The 25,160-nt window shown below is 48.7% G+C and carries 11 protein-coding genes and 11 tRNA genes; 1 reads left to right on the top strand and 21 read right to left on the bottom strand.

Features of this window, described 5'->3' with window-relative positions; translation table 11 throughout:
* From J7E78_RS27655 to ppc, 10 genes are all read right to left on the bottom strand, one after another.
* On the bottom strand, positions 1-8,831 hold an 8,831-nt coding region (locus J7E78_RS27655), incomplete at its 3' end, for a non-ribosomal peptide synthetase (RefSeq protein ID WP_215079897.1).
* Between the two features lie 646 nt (positions 8,832-9,477).
* Entirely contained in the window at positions 9,478-10,761 is a 1,284-nt protein-coding gene (ectB, locus tag J7E78_RS27650; RefSeq protein WP_215079895.1) for a diaminobutyrate--2-oxoglutarate transaminase, read from the bottom strand.
* 1,265 nt (positions 10,762-12,026) lie between these two features.
* Positions 12,027-13,859 carry a glutamine--fructose-6-phosphate transaminase (isomerizing) gene (gene glmS / locus J7E78_RS27645; RefSeq protein WP_076217241.1) on the bottom strand — a complete coding sequence of 611 codons (1,833 nt, stop codon included), beginning with the start codon at positions 13,857-13,859 and terminating at the stop codon, positions 12,027-12,029.
* A 244-nt stretch (positions 13,860-14,103) separates the two neighbouring features.
* A complete protein-coding gene (locus tag J7E78_RS27640; RefSeq protein WP_215079893.1) occupies positions 14,104-14,259 on the bottom strand; it encodes a hypothetical protein in 156 nt (51 codons plus the stop codon).
* Positions 14,260-14,558: 299 nt separating this feature from the next.
* On the bottom strand, positions 14,559-15,899 hold the full coding sequence (gene glmM / locus J7E78_RS27635) for a phosphoglucosamine mutase (RefSeq protein ID WP_215079891.1): 1,341 nt from the start codon (positions 15,897-15,899) through the stop codon (positions 14,559-14,561).
* Positions 15,900-15,971: 72 nt separating this feature from the next.
* Positions 15,972-17,468 (bottom strand): CdaR family protein, encoded by a 1,497-nt coding sequence (locus J7E78_RS27630; protein WP_215079889.1) that lies wholly within the window; start codon positions 17,466-17,468, stop codon positions 15,972-15,974.
* Positions 17,461-18,297, bottom strand: coding sequence for a diadenylate cyclase CdaA (gene cdaA, locus J7E78_RS27625; RefSeq protein WP_215079887.1), 837 nt, complete (start codon positions 18,295-18,297; stop codon positions 17,461-17,463). Before cdaA ends, J7E78_RS27630 begins: the two co-directional genes overlap by 8 nt.
* A 314-nt stretch (positions 18,298-18,611) precedes the next feature.
* Positions 18,612-19,226, bottom strand: coding sequence for a zf-HC2 domain-containing protein (locus J7E78_RS27620; RefSeq protein ID WP_036614042.1), 615 nt, complete (start codon positions 19,224-19,226; stop codon positions 18,612-18,614).
* 135 nt (positions 19,227-19,361) lie between these two features.
* A complete protein-coding gene (sigW, locus tag J7E78_RS27615; protein ID WP_215079885.1) occupies positions 19,362-19,928 on the bottom strand; it encodes an RNA polymerase sigma factor SigW in 567 nt (188 codons plus the stop codon).
* Between the two features lie 260 nt (positions 19,929-20,188).
* Positions 20,189-22,981, bottom strand: a complete 2,793-nt coding sequence (gene ppc, locus J7E78_RS27610; RefSeq protein WP_215079883.1) for a phosphoenolpyruvate carboxylase — start codon at positions 22,979-22,981, stop codon at positions 20,189-20,191.
* A 576-nt stretch (positions 22,982-23,557) separates the two neighbouring features.
* On the opposite strand from ppc, the gene J7E78_RS27605 reads away from it, so the two are divergent.
* Positions 23,558-23,899: a WGxxGxxG family protein gene (locus J7E78_RS27605; RefSeq protein ID WP_215079881.1), complete on the top strand. Its 342-nt coding sequence runs from the start codon at positions 23,558-23,560 to the stop codon at positions 23,897-23,899.
* Positions 23,900-24,132: 233 nt separating this feature from the next.
* On the opposite strand, the gene J7E78_RS27600 is transcribed toward J7E78_RS27605, so the two are convergent.
* From J7E78_RS27600 to J7E78_RS27550, 11 genes are all read right to left on the bottom strand, one after another.
* Positions 24,133-24,203, bottom strand: a tRNA-Gly gene (locus J7E78_RS27600).
* Between the two features lie 11 nt (positions 24,204-24,214).
* Positions 24,215-24,288, bottom strand: a tRNA-Pro gene (locus J7E78_RS27595).
* A gap of 16 nt (positions 24,289-24,304) precedes the next feature.
* Positions 24,305-24,381 (bottom strand) — tRNA-Arg (locus tag J7E78_RS27590).
* A 7-nt stretch (positions 24,382-24,388) separates the two neighbouring features.
* Positions 24,389-24,463: transfer RNA gene (locus J7E78_RS27585), tRNA-Gly, on the bottom strand.
* Positions 24,464-24,473: 10 nt separating this feature from the next.
* A tRNA-Leu gene (locus tag J7E78_RS27580) sits at positions 24,474-24,554 on the bottom strand.
* A gap of 6 nt (positions 24,555-24,560) precedes the next feature.
* Positions 24,561-24,636: transfer RNA gene (locus J7E78_RS27575), tRNA-Lys, on the bottom strand.
* A gap of 9 nt (positions 24,637-24,645) precedes the next feature.
* Positions 24,646-24,720 (bottom strand) — tRNA-Gln (locus tag J7E78_RS27570).
* A 9-nt stretch (positions 24,721-24,729) separates the two neighbouring features.
* Positions 24,730-24,805 (bottom strand) — tRNA-Val (locus J7E78_RS27565).
* 7 nt (positions 24,806-24,812) lie between these two features.
* A tRNA-Glu gene (locus J7E78_RS27560) sits at positions 24,813-24,884 on the bottom strand.
* 10 nt (positions 24,885-24,894) lie between these two features.
* Positions 24,895-24,967: transfer RNA gene (locus J7E78_RS27555), tRNA-Thr, on the bottom strand.
* A 3-nt stretch (positions 24,968-24,970) separates the two neighbouring features.
* Positions 24,971-25,046 (bottom strand) — tRNA-Asn (locus tag J7E78_RS27550).
* Positions 25,047-25,160: the final 114 nt, after the last annotated feature.

Raw genomic sequence — 25,160 nt, 5'->3', positions numbered from 1 at the left:
TACAGCACCGTCTCCAGTGCCAGTTCCTCTTCGCCGAGCCAGGCTTCGGCACGCTCTCGCAGTAGCGTTTGTGTCAGCAGCACCTTCGCTCCGCTGTCTTCCAGCATAAACCGCACGCGGTCTGCCGGATAATCCGGGTCAAGCGGTACATACGCGCCTCCCGCTTTCCAGACGGCCATCACGGCCACCAGCAAATCGACCGAACGCTCGGCGAGAATGCCAACGATCGTCTCCCGGCCGATTCCGCTTGCACGCAGCGTGGCCGACAGGCGATTTGCCCGCTCGTTCAACTCCGCATACGTCAGCCGATCGTTCTCGTATACGATGGCCTCCGCTTCCGGCGTGCGTTCCGCCTGTTCCTCGAACAGTCGATGGAACGCTGCCACAGGAGCCACTTCCGACTGCGCCGGGTGGAACGCGCCGAGAATTTGCTCTTTTTCATCTGCCGTCAACAAGTTCAGCTCAGCGATCTTTGCATTCGGACGGCTTACGATATTCGCAAGCAAATGTCCAAAATGAATCGACAGCCGCCGGATTGTGCTTTCTTTATAAAGAGCCGTTGCGAATTCAAAGCTGCACTCCAGTCCGCCATTTTCTTCCGTAACATCCACACTCAGATCGAACTTGGCCATACCATATTCGCTAGGGTACGGGGACAATTTCAGCCCTTCCAGCTCAAACTCTGTCTCCTCCAGATTTTGCAGGGAGAACATCGTGTCAAACAGCGGGTTGCGGCTCAAATCCCGGCGAACCTGCACTTTATCGACGAGTTCTTCGAATGGATAATTCTGATGCTCATAAGCGCCTAAGGTCGTTTCCTTCACTTCTTCCAAATACGACAGGAAGGTCTTCTCCGAAGCCGGATAATTACGGATCGCCAGCGTGTTGACGAACATTCCGATCAAAGGCTGCATGTCGCCGTGCGTTCTCCCTGCAATCGACGTTCCGACGATCAAATCATCCTGACCTGTGTATTTATGCAAAAGCACGGTATATGCGGCAAGCAGCACCATATACAGCGTCGTTCCTCTTTGAGAGGCCAGCTGCTTCAAGCCTTCGTTCGTTGCCTCGTCCACGAAAGATGTCAGCGTATGTCCCTCATAGCTCTGTACAGCAGGACGCGGATAGTCCGTTGGCATTTCCAGAACCGGCAGCTCGCCCCGGTAACGGTCCAGCCAATAAGCTTCCTCGCGTTTCAATTGCACTTTTTGCTCGTCCGATTGCTCCCATACCGCATAGTCCTTGTACTGTATGCGCAAAGGCTCTAATGACTCGCCGCCATACAGACGAACGAGTTCCTCAACGAACACGTCCATTGAAACCCCGTCGGAGATAATGTGGTGCATGTCAAACATCAGTAAATAACGATCGGCTGCCAGCTCTACGAGCTCGGCACGCAGCAACGGTGGCTTCGCCAAGTCGAAAGGCCGGATAAAAGCCTGTACGACTGCAGGCGCTTCTTCCTCGTTCGCATGACGGAACTCGACGGCAAAATCAACGCTCTCGTAAATACGTTGTACTGCTTCGCCTAGTACGATCTCAAATCCGGTTCGCAACGTTTCATGGCGTTCGATCAGGCCGCGGAAAGCTTTCTCCAGCAGGCTATGGTCAATCGATCCTTCGAGCAGCAGCACACCCGGCATGTTGTAGCTCTGATCGGCTCCTTCCAGCTGATTCAGGATAAACAGCCGCTTCTGAGCTGAGGAAAGTGGATAATACGCTCTTTCATCTGCCAGCGGAATGGACGAGAACGACTGCTCTTCAATCCGGGAGATGGCAAGAGCCATCTCTTCGATCGTTGAGTAGCGGAATACGTCGCGCAGAGGCAACTCGACGTTCAACTCCTGATGAACCTTGCTTACCAGTGTCGTTGCCCGCAGGGAATGACCGCCCAAGTCAAAGAAGCTGTCATGAACCCCGATGTGCTCCAATCCAAGCACGCTTTTCCATATTTCAGCCAAGCTGACTTCCAACGGATTCCGAGGCGGAGTACGTCCTTCACCCGGCTGCAAGCTTTCCTCAGGTGCCGGGAGGGAGCGGCGGTCAACCTTGCCGTTCGTCGTCAGCGGCAGCCGCTCCAACTGGATCAGGTAATCCGGGATCATATAGGCCGGCAGTTCCTGGGAAAGCACGCTCTTCAGCTCGGCCGCCGGAAGCTCACGGTCCGCTTCATAATAGGCGCAAAGCTGCTTCTCGCCTGAGGCGTTTTCCCGCGCGAATACCGTCGTTTTCCTAATTCCTTCCACTTTCTGAAGCTGAGCTTCGATCTCACCCAGCTCAATACGGAAACCGCGGACTTTCACTTGGTCATCTGTCCGCCCCACGTATTCAATCGTGCCATCCGGTAGCCATTTCGCCAAATCCCCTGTCCGGTACATGCGCTCTCCCGGCACAAACGGATGGTCCACAAATTTCTCCGCCGTCAGCTCCGGCCGGTTATTGTAGCCCCGTACCAAGCCTTCTCCGCCGACGCAAAGCTCCCCAGCCACGCCGATCGGCAGAAGTTTATTCTGGCTGTCGACGATATACACCGTCGTATTGCTGATCGGCCGTCCGATGGGTACGGTAACCGCCGACTCATCGACAAAGTCAACTGGAAGGTACGTGGTATAAACCGTGCTTTCCGATGGGCCGTACAGGTGGTTGAGCCTGCCCGGTCCGATATGAGCGAGCGCCTTCCGCACATGGCCTACCGATACGCGCTCTCCTCCGAACAAAATTGCCCGGACATCCCGCAGGCAGTCGACGTTCACATCTACAAGGACGTTGAAGAAAGCCGTCGTAATCAGCATGACCGAGATTCGCTCACGCTGGATGAGATCCGCCAGCTGGCCGATTTCCAGCAAAGTCTCGCGGGGAACCAGCACCAGCCGTGCCCCGTTGGTCAAAGCGCCGAAAATATCAAAAATCGCTCCGTCGAACGAATAGCTCGAAAGCTGGAGGACATGATCTCGCTCAGTGATCTCGATATAATTCGTATTTCGCACGATCCGCACGATATTGCGGTGTGAAACAAGGTTGCCTTTGGGCTTACCCGTCGTGCCTGACGTATAGATGATGCAAGCCAGATCTGTCGCTTCGCTACCTGGATTTAGATTTGTGCGGTCTTCGTGATAGAAGCACTCGTCATCCAGTAAAATCACGGAGTCCGAACCTCCCAGACGCTCGCGCAACCGACTTTGCGTCAGCATGACCTGCGCACCCGAATCCTCGATCAAGAAACGGATACGCTCTTCGGGATATTCCGGGTCAATCGGTACGTAAGCCGAACCAGCTTTGTGTGCCGCCAGCATACCCACCACCATTTCGATGGAACGCTCAGCCATAATGGCGACCAGACGGTCTTTGGATATCCCGTGGCTACGCAAGGTACGAGCAAGACGATTAACGCGTTCGTTCAGCTCGCGGTAGGTCATCTCTTGCCCATTCAAGGAGATGGCAGCTGCATCCGGGATGCGCTCCGCCTGCTCTTCGAACAATTGAATGAGCGTTTTCCCGCGCGGAAATTCCGTGATAGTGTCGTTAAAATGTCCGAGAAGGTCAGCCTTTTCCGCCTCCGTCACAAGTTCTAGCTCACCCACTGTAATTTCCGGGTTATCCACCACCTGCTCCAGCAATTGAACGAGATGCCCCTTGAGTCGCTCAATGCTGTCTTTATCGAACACTTCGGCGTTAAAGTCGAATCGAATTTCAATCTCGTCTCCCGGTACCACAGTAACGTTGAAGTTATAGTTTGTCTGCTCCTCCATCTGAACGTCAGCGATTGTCAGGTCGCCGTGCTGCTGGTCGCCCGCCTGCTCCATCTGCTCGTCCACCGGATAGTTCTCGAAAGCGATGATATGGTTGATCAGGTTCTGCTTTTGTACACTGCGGGCCTGAATTTCATACAGCGGATAGTAATCATAACGCCCGGACTCCAGCGCCCGCTCTTGGAGCTTCCCCATCAGGTCGGCGAACACAGTGTCCGCTTCACTCGTGACCCGGACCGGCACCGTATTGATGAACAACCCGATCATCGACTCAATGCCCGGGATTTCCGCCGGTCTTCCGGCCACAACGCTGCCGAATACGGCATCGTTTGTTCCGTTATATTTTTGCAGCATCACGCCCCAAATAGCTTGCAGCAATGTATTGACCGTAACCAGGCGCTGTTTCGCCACCCGGTCCATCCGCTCGCTCAAGTCCTTGCCCAGTTCGGCGGTGACGTGATCAGCCGTAAATCTGCCGTTGGGTGCCACTTCCTTTTGTCCCGGGAGTACGGTTTGCCCTTCATAACCTGCCAGGAATGCCTTCCAATAGTCTGATGCCGCCTGATCGTCCTGTTTCTCCAACCATTCGATATAGGCGCCATAATCCGATCCCTTATCTCCCGCTGACTGCTCGCCGGATGCCAAGGCCGAGTATGCCTCAAACAGCTCCTGCGTCAGCTGAGCCAGGCACCAGCCGTCCATTAAAATATGTTGAAAACTCCACAGTACATGATAGCTTTGCTCTTCGGTGCGCAAGATCGTGAACCGAACGAGCGCGTCATGTTCCATGTCGAAGCCGCGAAGCTTGTCCTCCTCGGCCTTTTTATCCAAGTAAGCTTGTTTCTCGTCCACCTGCACATGAAGCAGCTCTTCATATTCAAAACCGACCGGCTTGTCGCGGTATATGATTTGCAGCGGCTCGCCCGCCGGTCCTTTCACAAAATTCGCCCGCAGCACCAGATGACGTTTCGCAAGCTCCATCCAACTCCTCTCAAAAAGCTGGACGTCGAGCGCTCCCCACATCGTAAACCGCGTCTGCTCAAAGTAAGCTGCCGTTTGCCGGTCAAGCGCGCTGTGGAACCACATCCCCTTCTGCATCGGCGTAAGTGAGTAAATATTTTCAATTTCCCCGAGATGGCCCGAGCGCTGGGCGATTTGCTCCAATTCCGCAATGGTCAAGCCTTTAAATTGCACGTCACTCGGCGTCAATTCAGTGTTTTCTTTGCCTGCACAGTGGATAATGAGGTCTCGGAGACTTTCCTCAAGCCGCTGAGCGAGGGCTTCCATCGTTTCCTTGTGATACTGCTTCCGGCTGTAGCTGAGATCGAGCGATAAAGCGCCGTCAAGCACCATACCGTTGATATCCAGCACAAAGCTGCGGGCCTGCCGTTCGCTAGCCGGGCTGCCGCTGGAATAAGAAGATATGCCGATTTCTTCCTGGTTGACATCATCGTCGAACTGGCCGAGGTAGTTAAAATTAATTTCAGGTTCTGCGCCCCAAACCAAGCCATCCTCCGATTTCGAGAGATAGCGGCATATGCCGTACCCAAGCCCCTTGTTCGGAATGCGGCGCAAGTTTTCCTTGACCTGTTTAATCTGATAGGTCAAATCTCGGTCGGTTTCCGGCTCCAGGACGACTGGAAACTTGGTCGTAAACCAGCCAACTGTACGCGTGATGTCGATATCCGTTCCGATCGATTCACGTCCGTGTCCTTCGAGATTGATCCGCACCCGTTCGTGCCCCGTCCATTTGCGTAAGGCTATTCCGAGCGCCGTTACCAAAATATCATTCATTTCGGTGTTGTAGGCACGGTGAACCCGCTTCAGTAGCAGCTCCGTTTCTTCTGGAGTCAAACGGACAAAAAGCGATTCGCTGTCATGTTGCGTCGTAACGTCCGCCTCCATATCCTTCGGCACGGCCAGAACCTCCATTTGTTCCACGGCCTGCCAATAGGCCCGTTCCTTCGCCATCTCCGGCCTTTGCGCGTAAGCAGCCAGCTGCTCGGACCAAGTGCGGTACGCATCTGTTTTCGCCGGGAAACGAATTTCCTCGCTTTTGCCGGTCTGCTCGTAACCTAGAGCGAAATCCTCCATTATAATGCGCCAAGACACGCCGTCTACCACAGCATGATGAACCGCGAGCAGCAAATGATCACCGTCCTCGCACTGGAACAGTCCCGCCTTCATGAGGGGACCTTTCTCCAGATCGATCCCCGCTTGAATGTCCGTTGCCTTCGCTTCCACAGCCTGCGCGGGATTCTCCGCATCCTTGAAGTCAAACACGTCCAGCGTGAACAGCCCACTATCCTGAATCGCTCGGGTTAACGCACTAAACCCTTGTTCCGTCTTGCAGAACACCATACGCAAGGCGTCATGATGCTCGGCCAGCTTTTGCAGCACCTTATACACTGTCTCTTCGTTGAACCGTTCCTTCCGGTAAAACATCACCGATTGGTTGAAATGATGCGGGTCCGCAAAGGAGCTCTCGAAAAACCAATGCTGAATCGGCGTCAACGCCGTTTCACCCGTTATTTCGCCTTGATCGATGGTACGTCTGATTGGTTTCACATGCAGGCTGAGCTGTGAAATCGTCGGATATTTGAACAAATCCCGAATTTCCAGCTTGTACCCGGCTTGATGAAGCCGCGAAGATACTTGAATGGACTTGATCGAATCTCCGCCCAGCTCGAAGAAATGATCCGTTACCCCAACGCGATCGGCGTTCAATACCGCCTGCCACACATCGACAAGCGTCTGCTCGACTTCATTGCGGGGAGCTACGTACGCGCCGCCAGTCAGTGCGTTTCCTTCCGGTGCAGGCAAAGCCTTGCGGTCGATTTTGTCGTTCGGCGTAAGCGGCATCCGCGGAAGCTGAACAAAATGCGCAGGAATCATGTAATTCGGCAATTTTTGCGCCAGCGCGCTTCTCAGCTCGCCGAGCGTAAGAGGGAGGCTCGCGACCAGGTAAGCGCACAGTTCTTGCCCGCTTTTGCCTTCCCGCGCGATTACAATGGTCTCCTGCACGGAGTCTATCTTCAGAAGTTGCTCTTCAATCTCGCCGATCTCGATCCGGAATCCACGGATTTTCACCTGATGGTCGATCCGGCCCAAGTACTCCAAATTTCCGTCAGGCAGCCAGCGGGCGAGATCTCCTGTCCGGTAAAGGCGTTCTCCCGGCGCAAACGGATGTTCCACGAACTTCTCTGCCGTCAGATCCGGCCGGTTCCAATATCCCCGGGCGAGGCCGACACCTGCGATGCATAATTCTCCCTCCACTCCGATAGGAGCCAGCTGATTCTGTGCGCCCAGTATATACAAGCGATGGTTCCAGATCGGACGTCCGATCGGTATCGCTCTGTGTTCGGAGTCATACGTAGACGCCGCCCACACGGACGTTGCGATTGAGGCTTCCGTCGGACCGTACGCGTTATAGTAATGTACCTTGTCTTTCCACTGCTGCACGAATTCGGCTGAAACGGCGGAGCCCGCCGTGATGAGCCTTCTCAGACTCGGTAGGCGGTCTGAATTCAAATATGCCGCATAAGTTGGCGGTAAAGTGGCGATCGTAATTGCATGCTCGTTCATGAAACGTTCGAACAGCTGATTATCCAAAATTGTCTCGGTCGACGGTATATATAAGGCCGCCCCGAAATACAGAGCGTTGAACATCTCCCAGCACGACGCATCGAACGATAGGCTGGCGAATTGCAGCACTCGATCCTGTTCGGTCGTGTGAAGCGTATGAGCAAACGTCAGTTTCAGGCTGACCAGCCCGCGATGCTCCAGCATGACCCCTTTGGGTTTGCCCGTTGTACCTGACGTATAAATGACATAAGCAAGATCGTTTGGACCGCTGGCCGCCTCCAGGTTCGAGCCATCGTCGCTATAGGCCTGCTTGTCATCTAGCGCTAGTACGGTCCCTTCGAACGGGACTTGCTGTAACAGCTCTCTTTGAGTCAGCAGCAGCTGCGCGTTCGAGTTCTCCAGAATGTAGCGGATACGTTCTTCCGGGTACTCCGGGTCGATCGGCACGTAGGCACCGCCAGCTTTCAGAACCGCCAGAATGCCAATGACCGTCTCCAGCGATCTCCTGACCATCAAGCCTACCAACTGATTGGGCACCACACCGACCGACCGTAGCGTACGTGCCAGCTGGTTCGCCCGTTCGTTCAGCTCTGCGTATGAAAGCCGCTGCCCCTCAAAGACAACCGCCGTCGCCTCGGGCACACGCTTCGCTTGCTCCTCCACAAGCTGATGAATCGTCCGATCACGAGGATAGTCCTTCTCGGTATTGTTAAAGATTTGCAGTAATTGAAATTTTTCTCCCTCCGACAGCATGTCGGCTCGCACGATGTCCAGCTCCAACTCATGAAGCCCCACGGACAGCAAGCGATTCAGATGGCCAACGACCCGGGTCATGAACTCGGAGTCATATAAGTGCTCGTTATATGACAGCGCTAGCTGTATCGTTCCGCCGGTTAAACTGAATTCAAAGGAACAGTCCGTGACCACGTTTTGCCCAATTTCGTCCAGATGCAACTCCTTAAGGGATACTAGCGTATGTACGAAGGGTGTCCCTTCTGCATATTGCAGATCCAGCTTCTCCGTCATTTTCAAGAACGGAATATGTTGATGCTGAATCGCTTCCGGCAAGGAAGTCCTCAGTTCGCTCAGCAGCGTTTTAAAAGTTGCCCCCACCAAAAGCGAGTTTTTCAAAATGACCGTATGATTAACAGATCGACGCGTCTCCGCCTTTTTCGGCACAACCGGCATGCCGACCAGAATGTCTGAAGCTCCTGTATATTTATGCAAAAGTGCCTGAACACCGGCGAGCAAAATCATAAAAGCGGCAAGCGGAGCACCCTTGCTCATTTGAAGGACGCGCTTCGCCGCTTCCTCCGAAAGCGAACCTTCGACAGTTTTCACATTGGGCACCAGGGAGCTTGGAGCTTTGCTGTAAGGCAACCGCGTCAAGGTATAATCGTCACTACCGAATTTTTCGTTCCAAAACAACGTTTCTTTTTCAAAAGCCATCTGGATCGTTCCCCTCTCTTCTTCGGTAAAAGCAATCCGGCGGAGCATATGCCGCAGCAACGCTCCCCTCCTTTTCAAACATCAGACAACAATATCAATGGCTTACGCCAAGTTACCGCTTTGATTGCCCCGTTGATCGCATGCGGCAATCCTCTGCCTAGCAGCTGTCCCGCTCAGCTCCCATGCGTGATAGACAACAACAAGCATCGTTTCACGCAAGAGATGCGCCTGCTTTGGACTCCTCTGCTTCAATATGATTGCTGCGGACGAGCCACCCGAAGACGGGATTTGATTTAACATGGGGTTTGGAATTGGATTTGGGGATTAGACAAGGAATGTTCCTCCCGGTGATGTAAGGCTTGCCGCAGGGTTCCGGCCGTCCAAACCGTACCTCCGGATTTGGCACCGAAGCTGCCTTTGTCGAAGCCTATGTTTAAGGGGTATTGATACACTCTATGTACGATTTACTTATTCCCCCACAGCCCTGGTGTGGATAAGTAAAGATTCGGCTGCCGGGTAGTGAGCTTTTCCTGACGATTAGATTTGACGATGGTACTACATGGTGTCACCGCAGATAGCATGAGGAGAAAATCTTTCATTGAATTGAAAGCGCTATATTAACGTCAAGGCCGCACGCCCTCCGGAAGGCACTTTCGTGCCTCTTGCCGGGGGCGGGCCATCGGCTTGCCCAAGCTTAGGTCGTTACTAACAAATCCTTGGTCTCCTGAGAGATCACCTGCTGCAAACTGGACTTGATAATGTCGCAGCCGGCGGCCAGATGCTCCATCGAGACGGTCAGCGGAGGCATGATCTTCAGCACAAGATCTCCTCTGCCGGCTCTTTCAATGATGAGCCCGTTATCGAAGCAGATATCCGTCATCCGCTTCGCCCCTGCTTCATCCGTGAAGCCCGAGACGTCAATGCCCCAGATCAGGCCGAGTCCGCGGATGGCGATGGACGGATGCAGAGGCTTGACTTCTTGGTCAAGGAACGAGCGCACAAACTCTTCCTTCTGCTTCACCTGGGCTTCCAGGTTGTCTTTGTCCCGGAGCTCGAGAGCGGCCTTGGCGGCAACAAAGGCAAGCTGGTTGCCACGGAAGGTGCCGTTGTGCTCACCCGGCGTCCAGAGATCCAGTTCGGGCTTCAGCAGCAGGAGGGACATAGGCAGGCCGTACCCGCTGATCGACTTCGACAGGGTGATGAGATCCGGCTCGATCCCCGCACGTTCGAAGGAGAAGAATTCGCCCGTCCGGCCGCAGCCGACTTGAATGTCGTCTGTAATGAGCAGAATATCGTGCCTGCGGCAAAGCTGCTGTAGCCCGCGTAGCCACTGCGCGTCGACGACGTGAATTCCACCTTCGGCTTGTACCGTTTCAAGCAGGATCGCGGCCGGCTTGTCGATTCCGGAGTGCGAATCAGTCAGGATATTCTCGATATATCCGAGCGTATCCATTTCTGCGAAAGCCCCGCTCGGGTGCGGTATGAACGTAACTCCGTCCAGAGGAAGCCCCGCTCCTTCCCTCATGGACTTGGAGCTTGTCGCGGACAGACTGCCGAGCGACATGCCGTGGAAGCCACCCATGAATGCGAATATCCCGGTTCTCTTCTTCGCCTTGCGTGCGAGCTTCAGCGCCGCTTCCACCGCATTCGTCCCCGTCGGACCGCAGAATTGAAGCTTGTAATTCAGCTTCTTCGGCTCCAAAATCCGCTCTGAGAAACTCTGCATGAATTCACGCTTGGCCATTGTATACAGATCCAGACCGTGCATAATCCGGTCGGAGGTCAAGTAATCGAGAACCCGTTCCTTGATATAATCGTTGTTATGACCGTAATTCAGTGCCCCCGCACCTGCAAAGAAATCAATATATGCTCTTCCGTTCTCAGAATATAAAAGGTCTCCCTTGGCCCGGTCGAATACCACCGGAAAGCTTCTGCAGTAAGATCTTACGTTGGATTCCAGCTTTTCAAAAATGTTCACTCACTTCATCCTCCATCGGAATTGGGATAAGGTTGGCTCCACCCTTTCTGAACCTTCCTTTCTGAACCTTCTGACGTCATGGAGCAACATATTCTCGGTTGTCATTTTTCACAATTGTCGGCACCTGCATGCCGGCTTGTTGGTTAGCCAGTAGACTGGTTTCTCGCACACAGCTTGGATAGGTATAAAAAAGCCTACAATTCCATTTTATAGAATAATAGGGATTAAGACCTAGGTAGAATTATATCAAAATTTCGTAGAATGTATAGTATTTTTTTGTTAAATACAGTAAATCTATTGTTAAATTTGGTTTATAAAACATAATGTGTTAACATTTTTGACTAAAAAGAGTGAATGGAGAAGAAACGTCGGGAGGTTTTTGACATTAATCGAGGAATTAAGCGGTTTTTGACATTTAGATATGGAACAGGATAATTGATATATATTCCCTGTAAATATTCTTTGCCGGTGTTCCGATTCCTTTCACTTTGCAATAACTTAACATGATTACCTGACCAATTTCTGAAAGCCTGGCTGGAAGATGCCGCACGTATGGCAGCCGGCTTAGTATTGTATCACGCCTTTTCACTGCACCTTCTCATCAAACCGTACGTGAGATTTTCCCTCATACGCTCTCCGATGTCCTTCATTCATGTGTATGCAGATTACAACAGCGTTCTGAATCCGAGTTGAACGAACAATGAATTCACTTCGCGTGATAAGCTCGCGCATTGTTGCTTCCTGGCATACCCTTTTGTGAGTCGCTGAAGGATGTACCAGTCATGTTTAGCCATCTTCCTTAATTTTAATTTTTCAAATGATCTTTTATGCCCGATCTGCATCCTTCTTGGAGATATATTGGCACTTACGAGTTATGAATGTTAATGACTTTCTTTAAGAAGTTGATTACATTCGTGTACGAAGAATATTTCAAATGTGAGTGTTATAAAAAGATACTCTTCTTAAGGTACTCTATAATCTGGTGTATTTTCGTTTAATGAATGACGCAATTTACAGTACACTAACATAAATAAGGTGGTTCTAATATTCAGAACCACCTATTTTTACTTCTGTACCTATATATGCATCGTCTTATCCTCTCTCCAATAGCTTATATCGTTTTCCCCCTCCTGAAACATCAAAAAAGTCCTGATGACTTAGAGTCATCAGGACCATTATTTTGTTTATACTTTATCAGTTTACTGGATCTATTGATCAACCCGTTATCCATGTCATCGGACAAAAAGGTAATTTTACAGAATACCTTACTCAACCGTTACGCTTTTCGCCAAGTTACGTGGTTTATCCACATCGTGACCCAGTGCCAGGGAAGCGTAGTATGCCAGCAATTGCAGTGCAACAACAGACAAAGCAGGGCTAAGCAGTGGCAGCGTCTTAGGAATTGCAAACGCTTGGTCTACGGATTTCAGCAATGGTGCTACGTGCTCTTCATACGTAATTGCCAGTACATCCGCGCCACGTGCTTTCACTTCTTTAATGTTGCTCACTGTTTTCTCAAGTACGTTCTCCTGAGTTGCCAAGGCAATAACAGGGATACCGTCTTCGATCAAGGCAAGCGTACCGTGTTTCAACTCACCTGCAGCATACGCTTCAGAGTGAATGTAAGAGATCTCTTTCAGCTTCAAAGATCCTTCTTGAGCTACTGCATAGTCAAGACCACGGCCAATGAAGAAGAGATGTTCATGTTTGGAGATTTGCTCTGCATATCCTTTGATTGCTTCGGCTTGCTCCAACATGGATTCCACTTGCTCAGGCAATGCTTGCATCGCTGCCAGCGTGTGTGCAATCTCTTCAGCAGATTGTGTCCCACGAACTTGTGCAAGGTACAGACCAAGCAAGTTGAACGCGATCAACTGTGAAGTATACGCTTTGGTAGAAGCTACTGCAATTTCAGGGCCTGCCAATGTTGCGATAACATCATCTGCATCACGTGCAATGGAGCTACCCACTACGTTTGTGATTGCCAATACATGTGCACCATTGGATTGTGCTTCGCGCAATGCAGCAAGCGTATCGGCAGTTTCACCGGATTGGCTCACTACGATTACGAGTGTGTCTTTATGCACGATTGGGGAACGGTAGCGGTACTCTGAAGCCACATCTGTTTCAACCGGAATACGCACCAGTTGCTCAATCACTGTACGCCCAACCAGACCTGCATGGTACGCTGTACCACATGCAATGATTTGAACGTTACGGATATTTTTAATTTGTTCCTCAGTCATTTTCAACTCAGGAAGTTGAACTTTTTTGCCTTCATTATCGATGCGACCCAGCATTGTATCACGATATGCTTTTGGTTGCTCATGAATTTCTTTTAGCATGAAGTGCTCGAATCCACCTTTTTCTGCGGTTACAGCATCCCAATCGACACGAATCATTTCCCGAGAAATAAAGTTGCCTTCAATCGTCATCAATTCGACAGCATCATGTGTCAATACAGCCATTTCACCATCATTCAGAATGTACACGTTACGTGTATGTTCCAGAATTGCCGGGATGTCGGAACCAATGAAGTTCTCGCCTTCACCAATACCAATAATCAATGGGCTTGCTTGACGCACAGCTACGAGTTTCTCAGGCTCATGCTCTGTCAATACACCCAGTGCAAATGCGCCACGCAACAACGTGATCACTTTTTGTACTGTTTTGACGATATCACCATTGTATTCACGTGCGATCAGGTGAGAGATAACCTCAGTATCTGTCTCGGAAGTGAACGTGTGACCTTGAGCCATCAATTCGTCCTTCAGATCCAGATAGTTCTCAATAATACCGTTATGCACAACAGAGAACTTTTGGCTTCCATCCGTGTGTGGATGAGAGTTTTCATCCGATGGTTTACCATGAGTTGCCCAACGTGTGTGTCCGATTCCGGCATTACCTACCAGAGGTGCACCATCCAGCTTGGCTTCAAGATTCGCAAGACGACCGAGAGCTTTCGTGATTTGCAGACCTTCCGGTGTGAATACCGCGATTCCTGCAGAATCATAACCACGATACTCAAGTTTCTTCAATCCTTCGACCAATACCGATTGAGTGTTCTTATTACCAATATATCCAACAATACCGCACATAGTTTATTTCCTCCGTTTGTATATGAATACTGTGTCACGAAGAGAACAGGCAGAGGCGGCATATCGGAAAAATGAGTGATTGCCTAGCGTTTCATGAATACTTGGTACTTATTCAATTATCAATGATCAGAGCGATCTCGTGTCGCCCGGCAGTCATCATAAGCTGTTATGAATGCAATCATGAATGTACATCATTTTCCCGTCCGCGTACCGTTTATGCTCTTCACGCACATTCATTTGAATTTTAGTTTAACTCTTGCACCTGCACCGACGCGTTGTGTGGACAGTCACCCATCCATTTTCCGCAATCCGGTTTACGGCTCTGGTGCTTCACCGGGAGGTCCCCGCCGAACAATCCGAACACCTCCACCTCGTCAGCTTGATTGCCGTTGATCTCCATCAGCCTTCCTCCAACCTCGAAGAAATCCTGATCAACATCTTCCCGCGCAACTCCAAGCTCTGGCGCTTGTGTAACTGTAACCTTACGTTCCTCACTTTCTGTGTCTGAATGACGACTCCACTCATTATATGCACGTCAGGTTCATTTTGCAATGGAGCAAAGTACCTGTGACAATTTCCGCATATTTACCCAAAATCCCGACCGGATAAACGGACCTATGGTCTCATCAGGCCGGGACGCAGGAATATCCATCATTAGAGGTAATTCCAAAAAGTCCGTATCTCTTACATCTTCCAATACTATACCAATTCTTTTTGCACTACATCTGCGATTTGTGACACAAATTGTTCAAGTTCTTCTTTATCTGGTCCTTCCGCCATAACACGAATCAGGGATTCAGTACCTGAAGCACGAACGAGTACACGTCCATTATCGCCGAGTTGTTGTTCTACTGTAGCAATAGCTTGTTCGATTGCAGCATTGCCCTCGTATTTGCTCTTATCTTCAACACGCACATTCACCAATACTTGTGGGTACTGGGTCATTAGCGCTTTGAGTTCACTCAGTTTTTTACCGGAAGCCTTGAGGGTATCCACGAGTTGAATCGCAGTCAGCATACCGTCTCCCGTTGTATTGTAATCCAGGAAAATAACATGGCCAGACTGTTCTCCACCCAAGTTGTAACCGCCGCGACGCATTTCCTCCATCACATAACGGTCACCTACTGCCGTTTTAGCTGTTCTCAGTGCAAGTTTCTCCGTTGCTTTGTAGAATCCGATGTTACTCATAACGGTCGATACAACAGTACTATCCTTCAACTTGCCTGCACGATTCATCGCATCACCACAGATACACAGAATGAAGTCTCCATCCACCTCAGCGCCTGTCTCATCAATAGCAATCAGACGATCTGCATCCCCGTCAAAAGCAAGACCCAAATCTGCTTTATGTTTGAGCACTTCTTGTTTCAGGTTCTCTGGATGAGTTGATCCACATTGCTCATTAATATTCAGCCCGTTAGGCTCAGCGCCAATGGCAATGACTTCTGCACCTAGTTCACTGAACAATTTCGGTGCCAGTTCATAGGCTGCTCCGTTTGCACAGTCCAAAACAATTTTGAGACCAGAGAAAGACTCATTTACAGTCGTTTTCAGAAAATCAAGGTAACGATAACGGGATTCTTCATCTGTCGTTAAAATACCCAGACCGCCACCAACTGGCCGTGGCAATTGATCTGTCTCCGCATCCATCAACTCTTCAATCCGGTTCTCTGTGTCATCAGACAGCTTGAAGCCATCTCCACCAAAGAACTTGATTCCGTTATCCTCAACCGGATTGTGGGAAGCCGAGATCATCACGCCCGCATCAGCTTTCAACAAACGTGCAATATACGCCACTCCCGGAGTGGATACAACGCCGAGACGAATCACATCAGCGCCAATGGACAACAGACCTGCAACCAGTGCGGATTCCAACATCAATCCCGAGATACGAGTATCCATGCCGATAACCACTTTTGGTCTTTCCACGCCACCTGCAAGCACGTAACCACCACAACGTCCAATGCTGTAAGCCAGCTCTGCCGTTAACTCTTTATTGGCAACCCCTCTTACACCGTCTGTACCAAAATATTTCCCCATGATTTAACTCCTTCTATTCGCATCAATATACGAGCACTATTATTATTTTTTGAAATTTTAAAATTAGAACGTTTACGGATTCGCGCCACTTTTACTGCCAGTACCGCTGTTGTTATTATTTAAATTACCTCGACTGCTTGTGCTCCCTTGTTGGCCCTGATCCTGAGTATCCGTATTCGATTCCGTTTCTTCTTCATCAGGAACAGACTCCGTTTCCCCGTTTTCGACCTCGGCTGGTGAAGGGTCATCAGGTGCTACCGTTCCCTCGTCCGTCGGATCTTCCCCAGGAGTAGTTGTGGTGTCTTCAGCCTTTTCGCTAATTTTGACCGTCGCACTCAATGCGGTGGATGATTCATCCAGTTTGGCATAACGGGGCAGGTCGGCTTCAAGCTTGATCTCATGCGTTCCGACCGCAAGTCCAGCAAGATCCCCGGTTAACGTGAGATCATCACTACTCAGACCCTCAAGCATACTTGCTGAGCCTGTAAGTGTAAGGTTCAGACCGCCGCTTCGAGGCGTAACCAACGTCCCTTCCAGTCCATTCCCCGCACCGATAAGTGTGATGGGGACGTTCGGAAAGACTTTGGTTGTCTCCTCTGCCTCGTCAAATGGTGATATGGTTACCTTGATCTGAATCGAACTAGGCTCGATTTTCTCAAAACCGGAAGGCGGCGTCAAGTCCACGTTAACTGTCGATGTACCCGACTGATCAAACTGTGTAAGATCAAGGGTTACTTGGTCGTAGGACTGTATACCTGCAAGCGCATCCTCTGATCCATAAACCGAGACTTCTTTCACGCTTGGCTCTACCGTGGAGAGTACCAAGCCTTCCGGAAGCTGTCCCGAATATTTGATTCTTAAGGGTACAGATGTATAGGGCTGATTGACCGGAACTCGGACTTCAACCGTTTGAGGCGTTATAATTGCGTTTTCAAGGACCTTGCCTTCAGCATCGTATGCTTGAAGTTTCACTTTTTTCTGTATGACATCTTCCTTGGCATCTTTCACGCTCACACTGCCCTCGACCTTCGCTATAGCCTCGAGTTGCCCTGCGGGCAGAGTTACCTTAACCGGCGTCGAAGGTTCAATTACGGGCGTTCCAGCGCTGTATCCGGCGGATGGTTCCCCTTCGGGTACAATATTCACATTGAAGGATTTGGTGCCCAATTTTTCTACATTCACCGTAACCATGGAAGGTTCCATACTGACCACTTCTACCCCGGAAGGCAAATCAGGTACAAGTGGCAGTGTGTTGGACCCATCTTTTACCTGACTCAGATCGACCAGTACCTTGTAATCGTCATTAGTAAAAATCGATGTTAGCATCGAGCGCTGTCCTTTGATCTCCAGCCGGACTTCATCCGTACTTAATGAAGTAAGCACATAGCTGTTGCTGTCTAATCCATAAGGTTGAACAGGCACCGTACGTTCCACAACCTTGTTGGTTGTCCCTGTCGTAATCGTAGGGGTGGTTGGTACTTCATCCAGATGAATCATGAACCAGAGCAGCAGGCTCACCGCAAGCGCAAGTATTTTGGCAAAGTTATTATTGTTAAACCACTTATCCATTGTTACTTCCTCCCTTCCGTTTCCAGAAGGTTGTCCAGCCATTCTTTTTCAGATTGGATGTAGGGCGCAACTCCTCATACAGTTTGGCAATCAACGATTCTTCCTTAATATCACGAACGACCTGTCCATTCATTGCAAGTGACACTTGCCCTGTCTCCTCGGAGACAACTAAACAGATCGCATCTGCAACTTCGGTAATCCCGATTGCTGCACGGTGACGTGTTCCCAATTCCTTACTGATAAACGGATTCTCTGATAATGGCAAATAACAAGCTGCCGCCGAAATCTGTTTTCCCTGTATAATAACGGCTCCATCATGGAGTGGTGTATTTGGAATAAAGATGTTAATCATCAGCTCCGAGCTGACCAGAGATTGCATCTTAATGCCCGATTCCGTGTAATCGTTCAGACCCGTTTCACGTTCAAATACGACCAAAGCGCCTATTTTACGCCGTGACAAATAATTAACTGACTTAATAATCTCACCAATTAACACGGTTAATTCTTCATCACTCGCTGCCGCTGAACGTCCAAATAGCTTACCGCGTCCCAATTGCTCCAGACCGCGACGCAGTTCCGGCTGAAAGATAATGAACACCGCAACGACACCAAAAGTAAACATCTGGTTCATTAACCATTTGAGCGTATACAGGTTTAGCCACGTACTTAATGCCCAGATCAGCACAAGGAACAGAATCCCTTTCAGGAGCTGAACCGCACGTGTCCCCCGCACAAGCAAAATCAGTTTGTACATAATATAGGTAACGATCAATATATCGATAACGTCCTTAATGGACTCTGTCCACGTTAAGTCAGCAAAATAATTCATAAGCCAGCCCCCGCTATCCCCATTGATGAGTAAACCCTGATCTCATATTAACCCATTAGGATTTTATATAATCCTTTGTCTCCGCATTTTTGCATCATTTGATTTACGCAAAATGCGTATCTATATGTAGTAGTATGTTCTCTTTAGTATCTAGGTTATAACGTTAACGTTCAGGTTGCAAGTTACGTCAGTCTCAAACTGCACATAAACATCACATTTACCATGAATTACAAAGTTTGCGTATAAAAAAAGAGTACCCCATGCAATCTGTAGGTACCCTGCTTGGTATATACCATTGAAGATTTTACCCTGTTCTAGCGATAAGCCACTTCATTTACCATATTGGTTATTTTGTACCAGAACCAGTCCAGCGCCTGATCAATACTTTTCACCTGACCTGAAATATGTGCCGTTGAAGCCTGAAACAGTTGTCCATCGATAACCGTCAGATTGCCGTTCACATCACCATATACTTGTGCGGTTCCATTTTCTATCGTAAGATCGCCAGCAATTGACTTACCTTCAGGAACAATAACCGTGTTACCCTGAATGACGATCTGGTCCAGATTATTTCCCTTAACGACCATTTCGTTATTCTGATTCCAGAAATTCAAGGCGCTAAAGAGCATCACGACCAAAAAGAAGGCTGCCGCCGTCAGCGCGGGATGTCCTTTGACCCATTTGAGCCATGCTTGCTGTCTCTTGGGCTGGGGCAGAGCATTCATAATTCGATTGGTCAGCTCATCAGAGGCAGACGGTGAATAGTGTTTCATGGCAAAGAGTAGCATTTCCGTCTGTTCCAACTCTTTAAAGCGCATGCGACAATCCGGACAGATCACAAGGTGACTTTTCAATTCAACCTTCTGGGCCGGGGACAACGACTCATCCAAACATTCATGCATTAAAGAGACGGCCGAGTTGCAATCCATATGAGAGCCAATCCTTTCTTAAATCACTTAGTCCATGAGCACTTAAAAAGCACGCATAAGACTTGCATACATTACATACGCATCCGTTTCGGATATGTTTCAAATATTTCGCCCATATTTAAAGTCGTTTAACATTTATAACTTATACTCCAATTTTTTACGTAGAAAATCACGGCCCCGATGAACGCGTGTCTTGATCGTTGTTACGGGCATACCTGTCACGTCACTGATTTCCTGTAGCGACAAGTCCTGTAAATATCTCAGAATCATAACGGACTTATACTTGGCTGGCAAACTGTCAATGGCCTCACGAATGAGTGTCTGCGTTTCTGACAGTAGTGCTTCACTCTCCGGTGTACGATCATCACTCGGGAGCATTGCATAACCATCAGATCCTTCCTGATCATTCAGCTCAGCATCCAAAGAGTACGAAGGTTTCTTTCTGCGCAATCGGTCAATACACAGATTCGTCGCGATCCGGTATATCCAGGTTGAAAACTTCTGGTTCGGATCGTACTTTTCCATATTACGAAACACACGCAAAAACGTCTCCTGCACAATGTCTTCAGCTTCATGACGATTGTTCAGCATCCGGTATGCCAAATGATATAACTTGTCCTTATATAGTTCAACGATTTCTGCAAAGGCTCTCTGGTCACCCTTAAGGACCAGTTTTACAAGCCTGTTCTCCAAATTGTCCACCCTTATTCCCCCAGACATGCTGATGGGTCTTCCGTCTTCTGATACCCGTCCACACTTGTAATTCACCAATCAAATCGTAAATCAACTTTGGTCAAAAATCAAGACTGTATGACAAATATCCGCCAAAAACAGTAAAAACGGGAACTCCCGCAGGAGTCCCGTTTCATCTCTCACTCCGTAGAGCAGAGAATAGAGCTTTTATTCATCAAAGTAATGGGTACTTTTTTACATATAATCATTCATTTACAACAGATTGATAATCAACCTGTATTACGCAGTCCTGCAGCAATGCCGTTGATTGTCAACAACACTTCTCTGAGCAATTCCGTATCATCCTCACCACGTTCACGCATATCTCTAAGCTCGCTCAGAAGTTGAACTTGCATATAGGATAACGGATCCACATAAGGGTTACGAAGACGAATAGATTCTTGAATAACCGGTACATCATCCAAAATTTCAGCTTCTCCGGTAATTTTCAGGATCAGTTCTTTGGTGAGCTTGAATTCGGCTTCAATCTGACCGTAGATGCGATCTCGAGCTTCTTTGTTGGAAGTCATGGCTGAGTATTCTTTGGCAATCACCAGATCTGCCTTGGCTACGGCCATCTGTACCGTATCAATTAATGTACGGAAGAATGGGAAGCTTGCATACATTTCTTTCATGACAACCAGATTTTCCTCTTTATCCTGATAGAAACTTTGCAGCCCTGTTCCTGCCGCATACCATGCCGGCAGCAGATAACGACTTTGCGTCCATGCAAATACCCAAGGAATCGCTCTCAGATCTTCGAACTTGTCGCTGCCTTTCCGTTTGGACGGACGTGAACCAATATTCAGTTCACCCACCTCTGGAAGCGGTGTGGATTCCTTGAAGAAGGTAAAGAAGTCCGGATCACGGAAAATCAGATCCTGATATTTCGTCAGGGATACTTCCGAAATCTCTTTGATGATGCTATCCCAATGACGCTCGGATTCTGATTCTTGCGGCTCAAGACCATTCAGCGCTGCTGTAATCAAAGCAGAAGTTGCCTGCTCCAAACTACGGTATGCAATCCCCTGAAGGGAGTAACGAGAAGAAATAACCTCTCCCTGCTCTGTAATCTTGATGCCTCCGCCAATGGTATGCGGTGGTTGAGCAAGAATACTACGGTTGAGTGGCATGCCGCCACGTCCAAGAGCCCCGCCACGTCCATGGAAGAACTTCAGCTTAACGCCGTGTTCATTGCCTACAGCCGTGATCGCATTCATTGCTACACGCAGTTCCCAGTTGGCTGTGACCACTCCGCCATCCTTGTTACTGTCTGAATAACCAAGCATGATTTCATGCAGTTCATTCCGTCCTTTTACGCTTGCGCGGTATACAGGAAGGTTGAACAACTTCTCCATAATGTCCGAAGCCGCATGAAGATCATCAATCGTTTCAAAGAGCGGTACCGCTTGAAGTGTAGATACAACGTCACCGTTGTGACCTTTGGTGAATAAACCCACTTCCTTGGCAAATACCATAACCTCCAGCAAATCACTTGCGCCCTGCGTCATACTGATCAGGTAACTTGTGATACAACCGGTCCCAAATTCGTTCTGAGCACGCTTGATGGTACGGAAGACATCCAGGCACTCTTTGGTTCCCTCCGTGTATTGGTGATAAGGAGAAGTAAGCGGACGTGGATCATCTAGCAAACGAGCGAGCAGATCGATTTTACCGTCTTCTGTGAGCCGCGCATAATCTTCTACAATGTTCATTTTGGCCAAAATCTCTGACATCGCATTTTCATGTTCCTGACTGTGCTGACGCACATCCAATGCTGCCGTATGGAAGCCAAACAACTCGACTTGACGAATCATTTTGCGAATGGTCGTATCTGCTACGTAATCGGCAAAATGATGGCGCAGGCTTCGATCAATGATCATCAGCTCATCAATCAAATCCTGAGCGCTATGATAACGGTCAGGCTGACCTAATTTATTCTCATCCAGTACATTGTTCAGCTTGGCTATCATATAGGCCAATTTGATGCGGTAAGGCTCTTTTTCATTCCGCCAGATATCCACTTTTTTCAATGTAACAGAATTACGGTCCTGCTCAATCGACTGCACCAGCTCATCCGATACATGAATGATGTTTGTGCTGAAGCTGAGATTGCCCATAAGTTCAATCATAATCCGTTGGTATTCACGCAAGGCAAGCTTGCGTTGCATCAACAACGTCTGCCATGTTACATCTGAAGTTACCGAAGGATTTCCATCCCGGTCTCCACCGATCCAGGAACCGAACCGCAAATACGTCGGCACATGCCAGTCATGGTCAGGATAAAATTTGTTCAGGCAGCGTTCCAGCTCCTGATATACATCCGGAAGTACGTGGAACAACGTTTCATGAAAGTAATACATCCCGTTCCGCACTTCATCGAGTACAGTCGGTTTGCGGTCGCGAAGTTCATCGGTTTGCCAGAGTGTAATAACCTCATTCAGCAGTTTCTCACGCAACTGTTCACGTTCACGCAACGTCAGCGTAGGATTATCAAGAAGCATGACATCTTCAGATATCCGTTTATGGATGTCCAGAATAACCCGGCGCATGGCTTCGGTTGGGTGAGCTGTCATAACGAGTTCCAACGACAAATCGTCGAGAATCTCTTCCACCTCTGTATGAGACAATCCACGTTCCTTAAGATCCTGTACTGCTTTCTCAATCGATCCTGGCTGCACAGCGTTCCCTGCAGAACGTTCATAATCCCGTTTACGCCGGATCCGATGGTTTTGTTCAGCAATATTAACTAATTGAAAATAAATAGCGAAAGCCCGAATAACCTGGTGACGATTGTCCGAGTCTAATTCCTGGATCATCGTTTTGAACTCTGCATACAGTTCTGGCAAAAATTCTGCACGCAACGATTTGCTCGTTTCCCGAATCTTCTCAACGATATCTAGAAGCTCCGTGCCGCCTTGATGGACAAGAACTTCTCCGAGTATATTGCCCAGGAACCGCACGTCTCTACGAAGCAGGTTGTTGGATTGGCTTTTGCTGGCGGTTACCATAGTTTCAGTCATGCTTATCCTCCCATCTGATCGTTCCATTCGTACACGTAAATTTGACACCCTCATAACATCATACAATAAAATGGTACGAAAATCTTTATTTTTCTACTAGAAAAAATGGGGATTATCCCCGATTTACAGCCAAAAACACGCTTTTTTATTCATTTTCTTGTTCTGCTTCATTTAATGGTCATATGCTGTCGCATGATACCTTTTTCACGTACTTTACATAAATCAAATGTCTCATACTTATGCTTATAAATTCATTAAAATACAGTTCTTTTAGATATAGTCCAATGTACCTGATAGTAAAGTTAAACCGCATAATTTCATTGTTTGAGAACAGATGATATACAAAGAAGCATGACCGGCAAAGCAAGCTTTTGTATACTTTACCACAGTGACGCAATAAATTAAAGATGTAATTATAATTTTCTTCCCACTACAGTCTGCTTATTAGACAGGTTTCTTATGTATGTTGTTAATCAACTGGACTCAAAGGTATATCTTAACAAACCATTTCTACATAATGTTCTTAGCTTTTTGGGCAGATTAATCTATAGCTCTTACTAAAAAGGAGGAATCCAAATGATGAAAAAACCTACTATCACTATTGCATCCATTCTTTTGGTTGCAGCATTGGCGGGTCCAGCTGCTGCTGATGGTCAAATGTCCAAAGGAATGGATACCAACACCAACGGATCACGTGTTCAGTCTTATCAGAACACCAACTACATGGATCGCACAAACACCAACATGAATATGGATGGAAACTACCGCAACAATGGTGACTATCGTACCAACAGTGTTCGTGCAAACGCCACAACAACCGACCGTGACAACGGCATGGATTGGGGCTGGCTTGGTTTGCTGGGATTGCTCGGATTAGCTGGCATGCGTAAAAGAGTGACGGATCACAACGAACGTTAAATTGTGCTCTCGTCACGTTACAATAGCTGCTACGTCTTAGAAGCAGCTCCTCCACAGAGATAAACAGAAGAGCCAAGACCCCTTTACTATTGTAATAGGGAAGTCTTGGCTCTTTTTTAAATAAACCTGTACTTTACTTTATATAAAATATTACATAAAAATAACTGCTAATTGTTGCGTTAATAAATAAAAAAACCTCTGCATCTGCAAAGGCTCTTTCATTATGTCCTGTAAGCGGGTGATGGGAATCGAACCCACGCTATTAGCTTGGAAGGCTAAAGTTCTACCATTGAACTACACCCGCGTAAACAAAAATCGGGATGACACGATTTGAACATGCGACCCCCTGGTCCCAAACCAGGTGCTCTACCAAGCTGAGCTACATCCCGATACTTATGAAAATAATGGCGCGCCCTGAGAGATTCGAACTCCCGGCCTTTTGATTCGTAGTCAAACGCTCTATCCAGCTGAGCTAAGGGCGCAAAATATTGGAGCGGAAGACGGGAATCGAACCCGCGACCCTCGCCTTGGCAAGGCGATGCTCTACCGCTGAGCCACTTCCGCAAATAAGGGATGCGCGTGGAGGGACTTGAACCCCCACGTCAAAGACGCTAGATCCTAAGTCTAGTGCGTCTGCCAATTCCGCCACACGCGCATATAATGGTGAGTCATGAAGGGCTCGAACCTTCGACACCCTGATTAAAAGTCAGGTGCTCTACCAACTGAGCTAATGACTCATACTAAAATGGCTGGGGATATAGGATTTGAACCTATGCATGACGGAGTCAAAGTCCGTTGCCTTACCGCTTGGCTAATCCCCAATAAAAATATGGTGGAGGCTGAGGGGATCGAACCCCCGACCCTCTGCTTGTAAGGCAGATGCTCTCCCAGCTGAGCTAAGCCTCCAACTATATGACCCGTAGGGGATTCGAACCCCTGTTACCTCCGTGAAAGGGAGGTGTCTTAACCCCTTGACCAACGGGCCCCATTTCCAAAGCTCTCAACCGGGATCGAACCGGTGACCTCATCCTTACCATGGATGCACTCTACCTACTGAGCTATGAGAGCAAATGGCTCCCCGAACAGGGCTCGAACCTGTGACAACTCGATTAACAGTCGAGTGCTCTACCAACTGAGCTATCAGGGAATAATATGCATTTGCAGAGCAAATGCAATTCATCGTACAACGTCCACATGCAGAGCCTGTTTTCTATGTATGATGAAAGAGTTCGCTTGGCGACGTCCTACTCTCCCAGGACCC

This window comes from Paenibacillus polymyxa (assembly GCF_018614975.1).
In the GTDB taxonomy this organism is placed as follows: domain Bacteria; phylum Bacillota; class Bacilli; order Paenibacillales; family Paenibacillaceae; genus Paenibacillus; species Paenibacillus polymyxa_E.
This window is presented reverse-complemented; position numbering and strand designations above follow the sequence as displayed.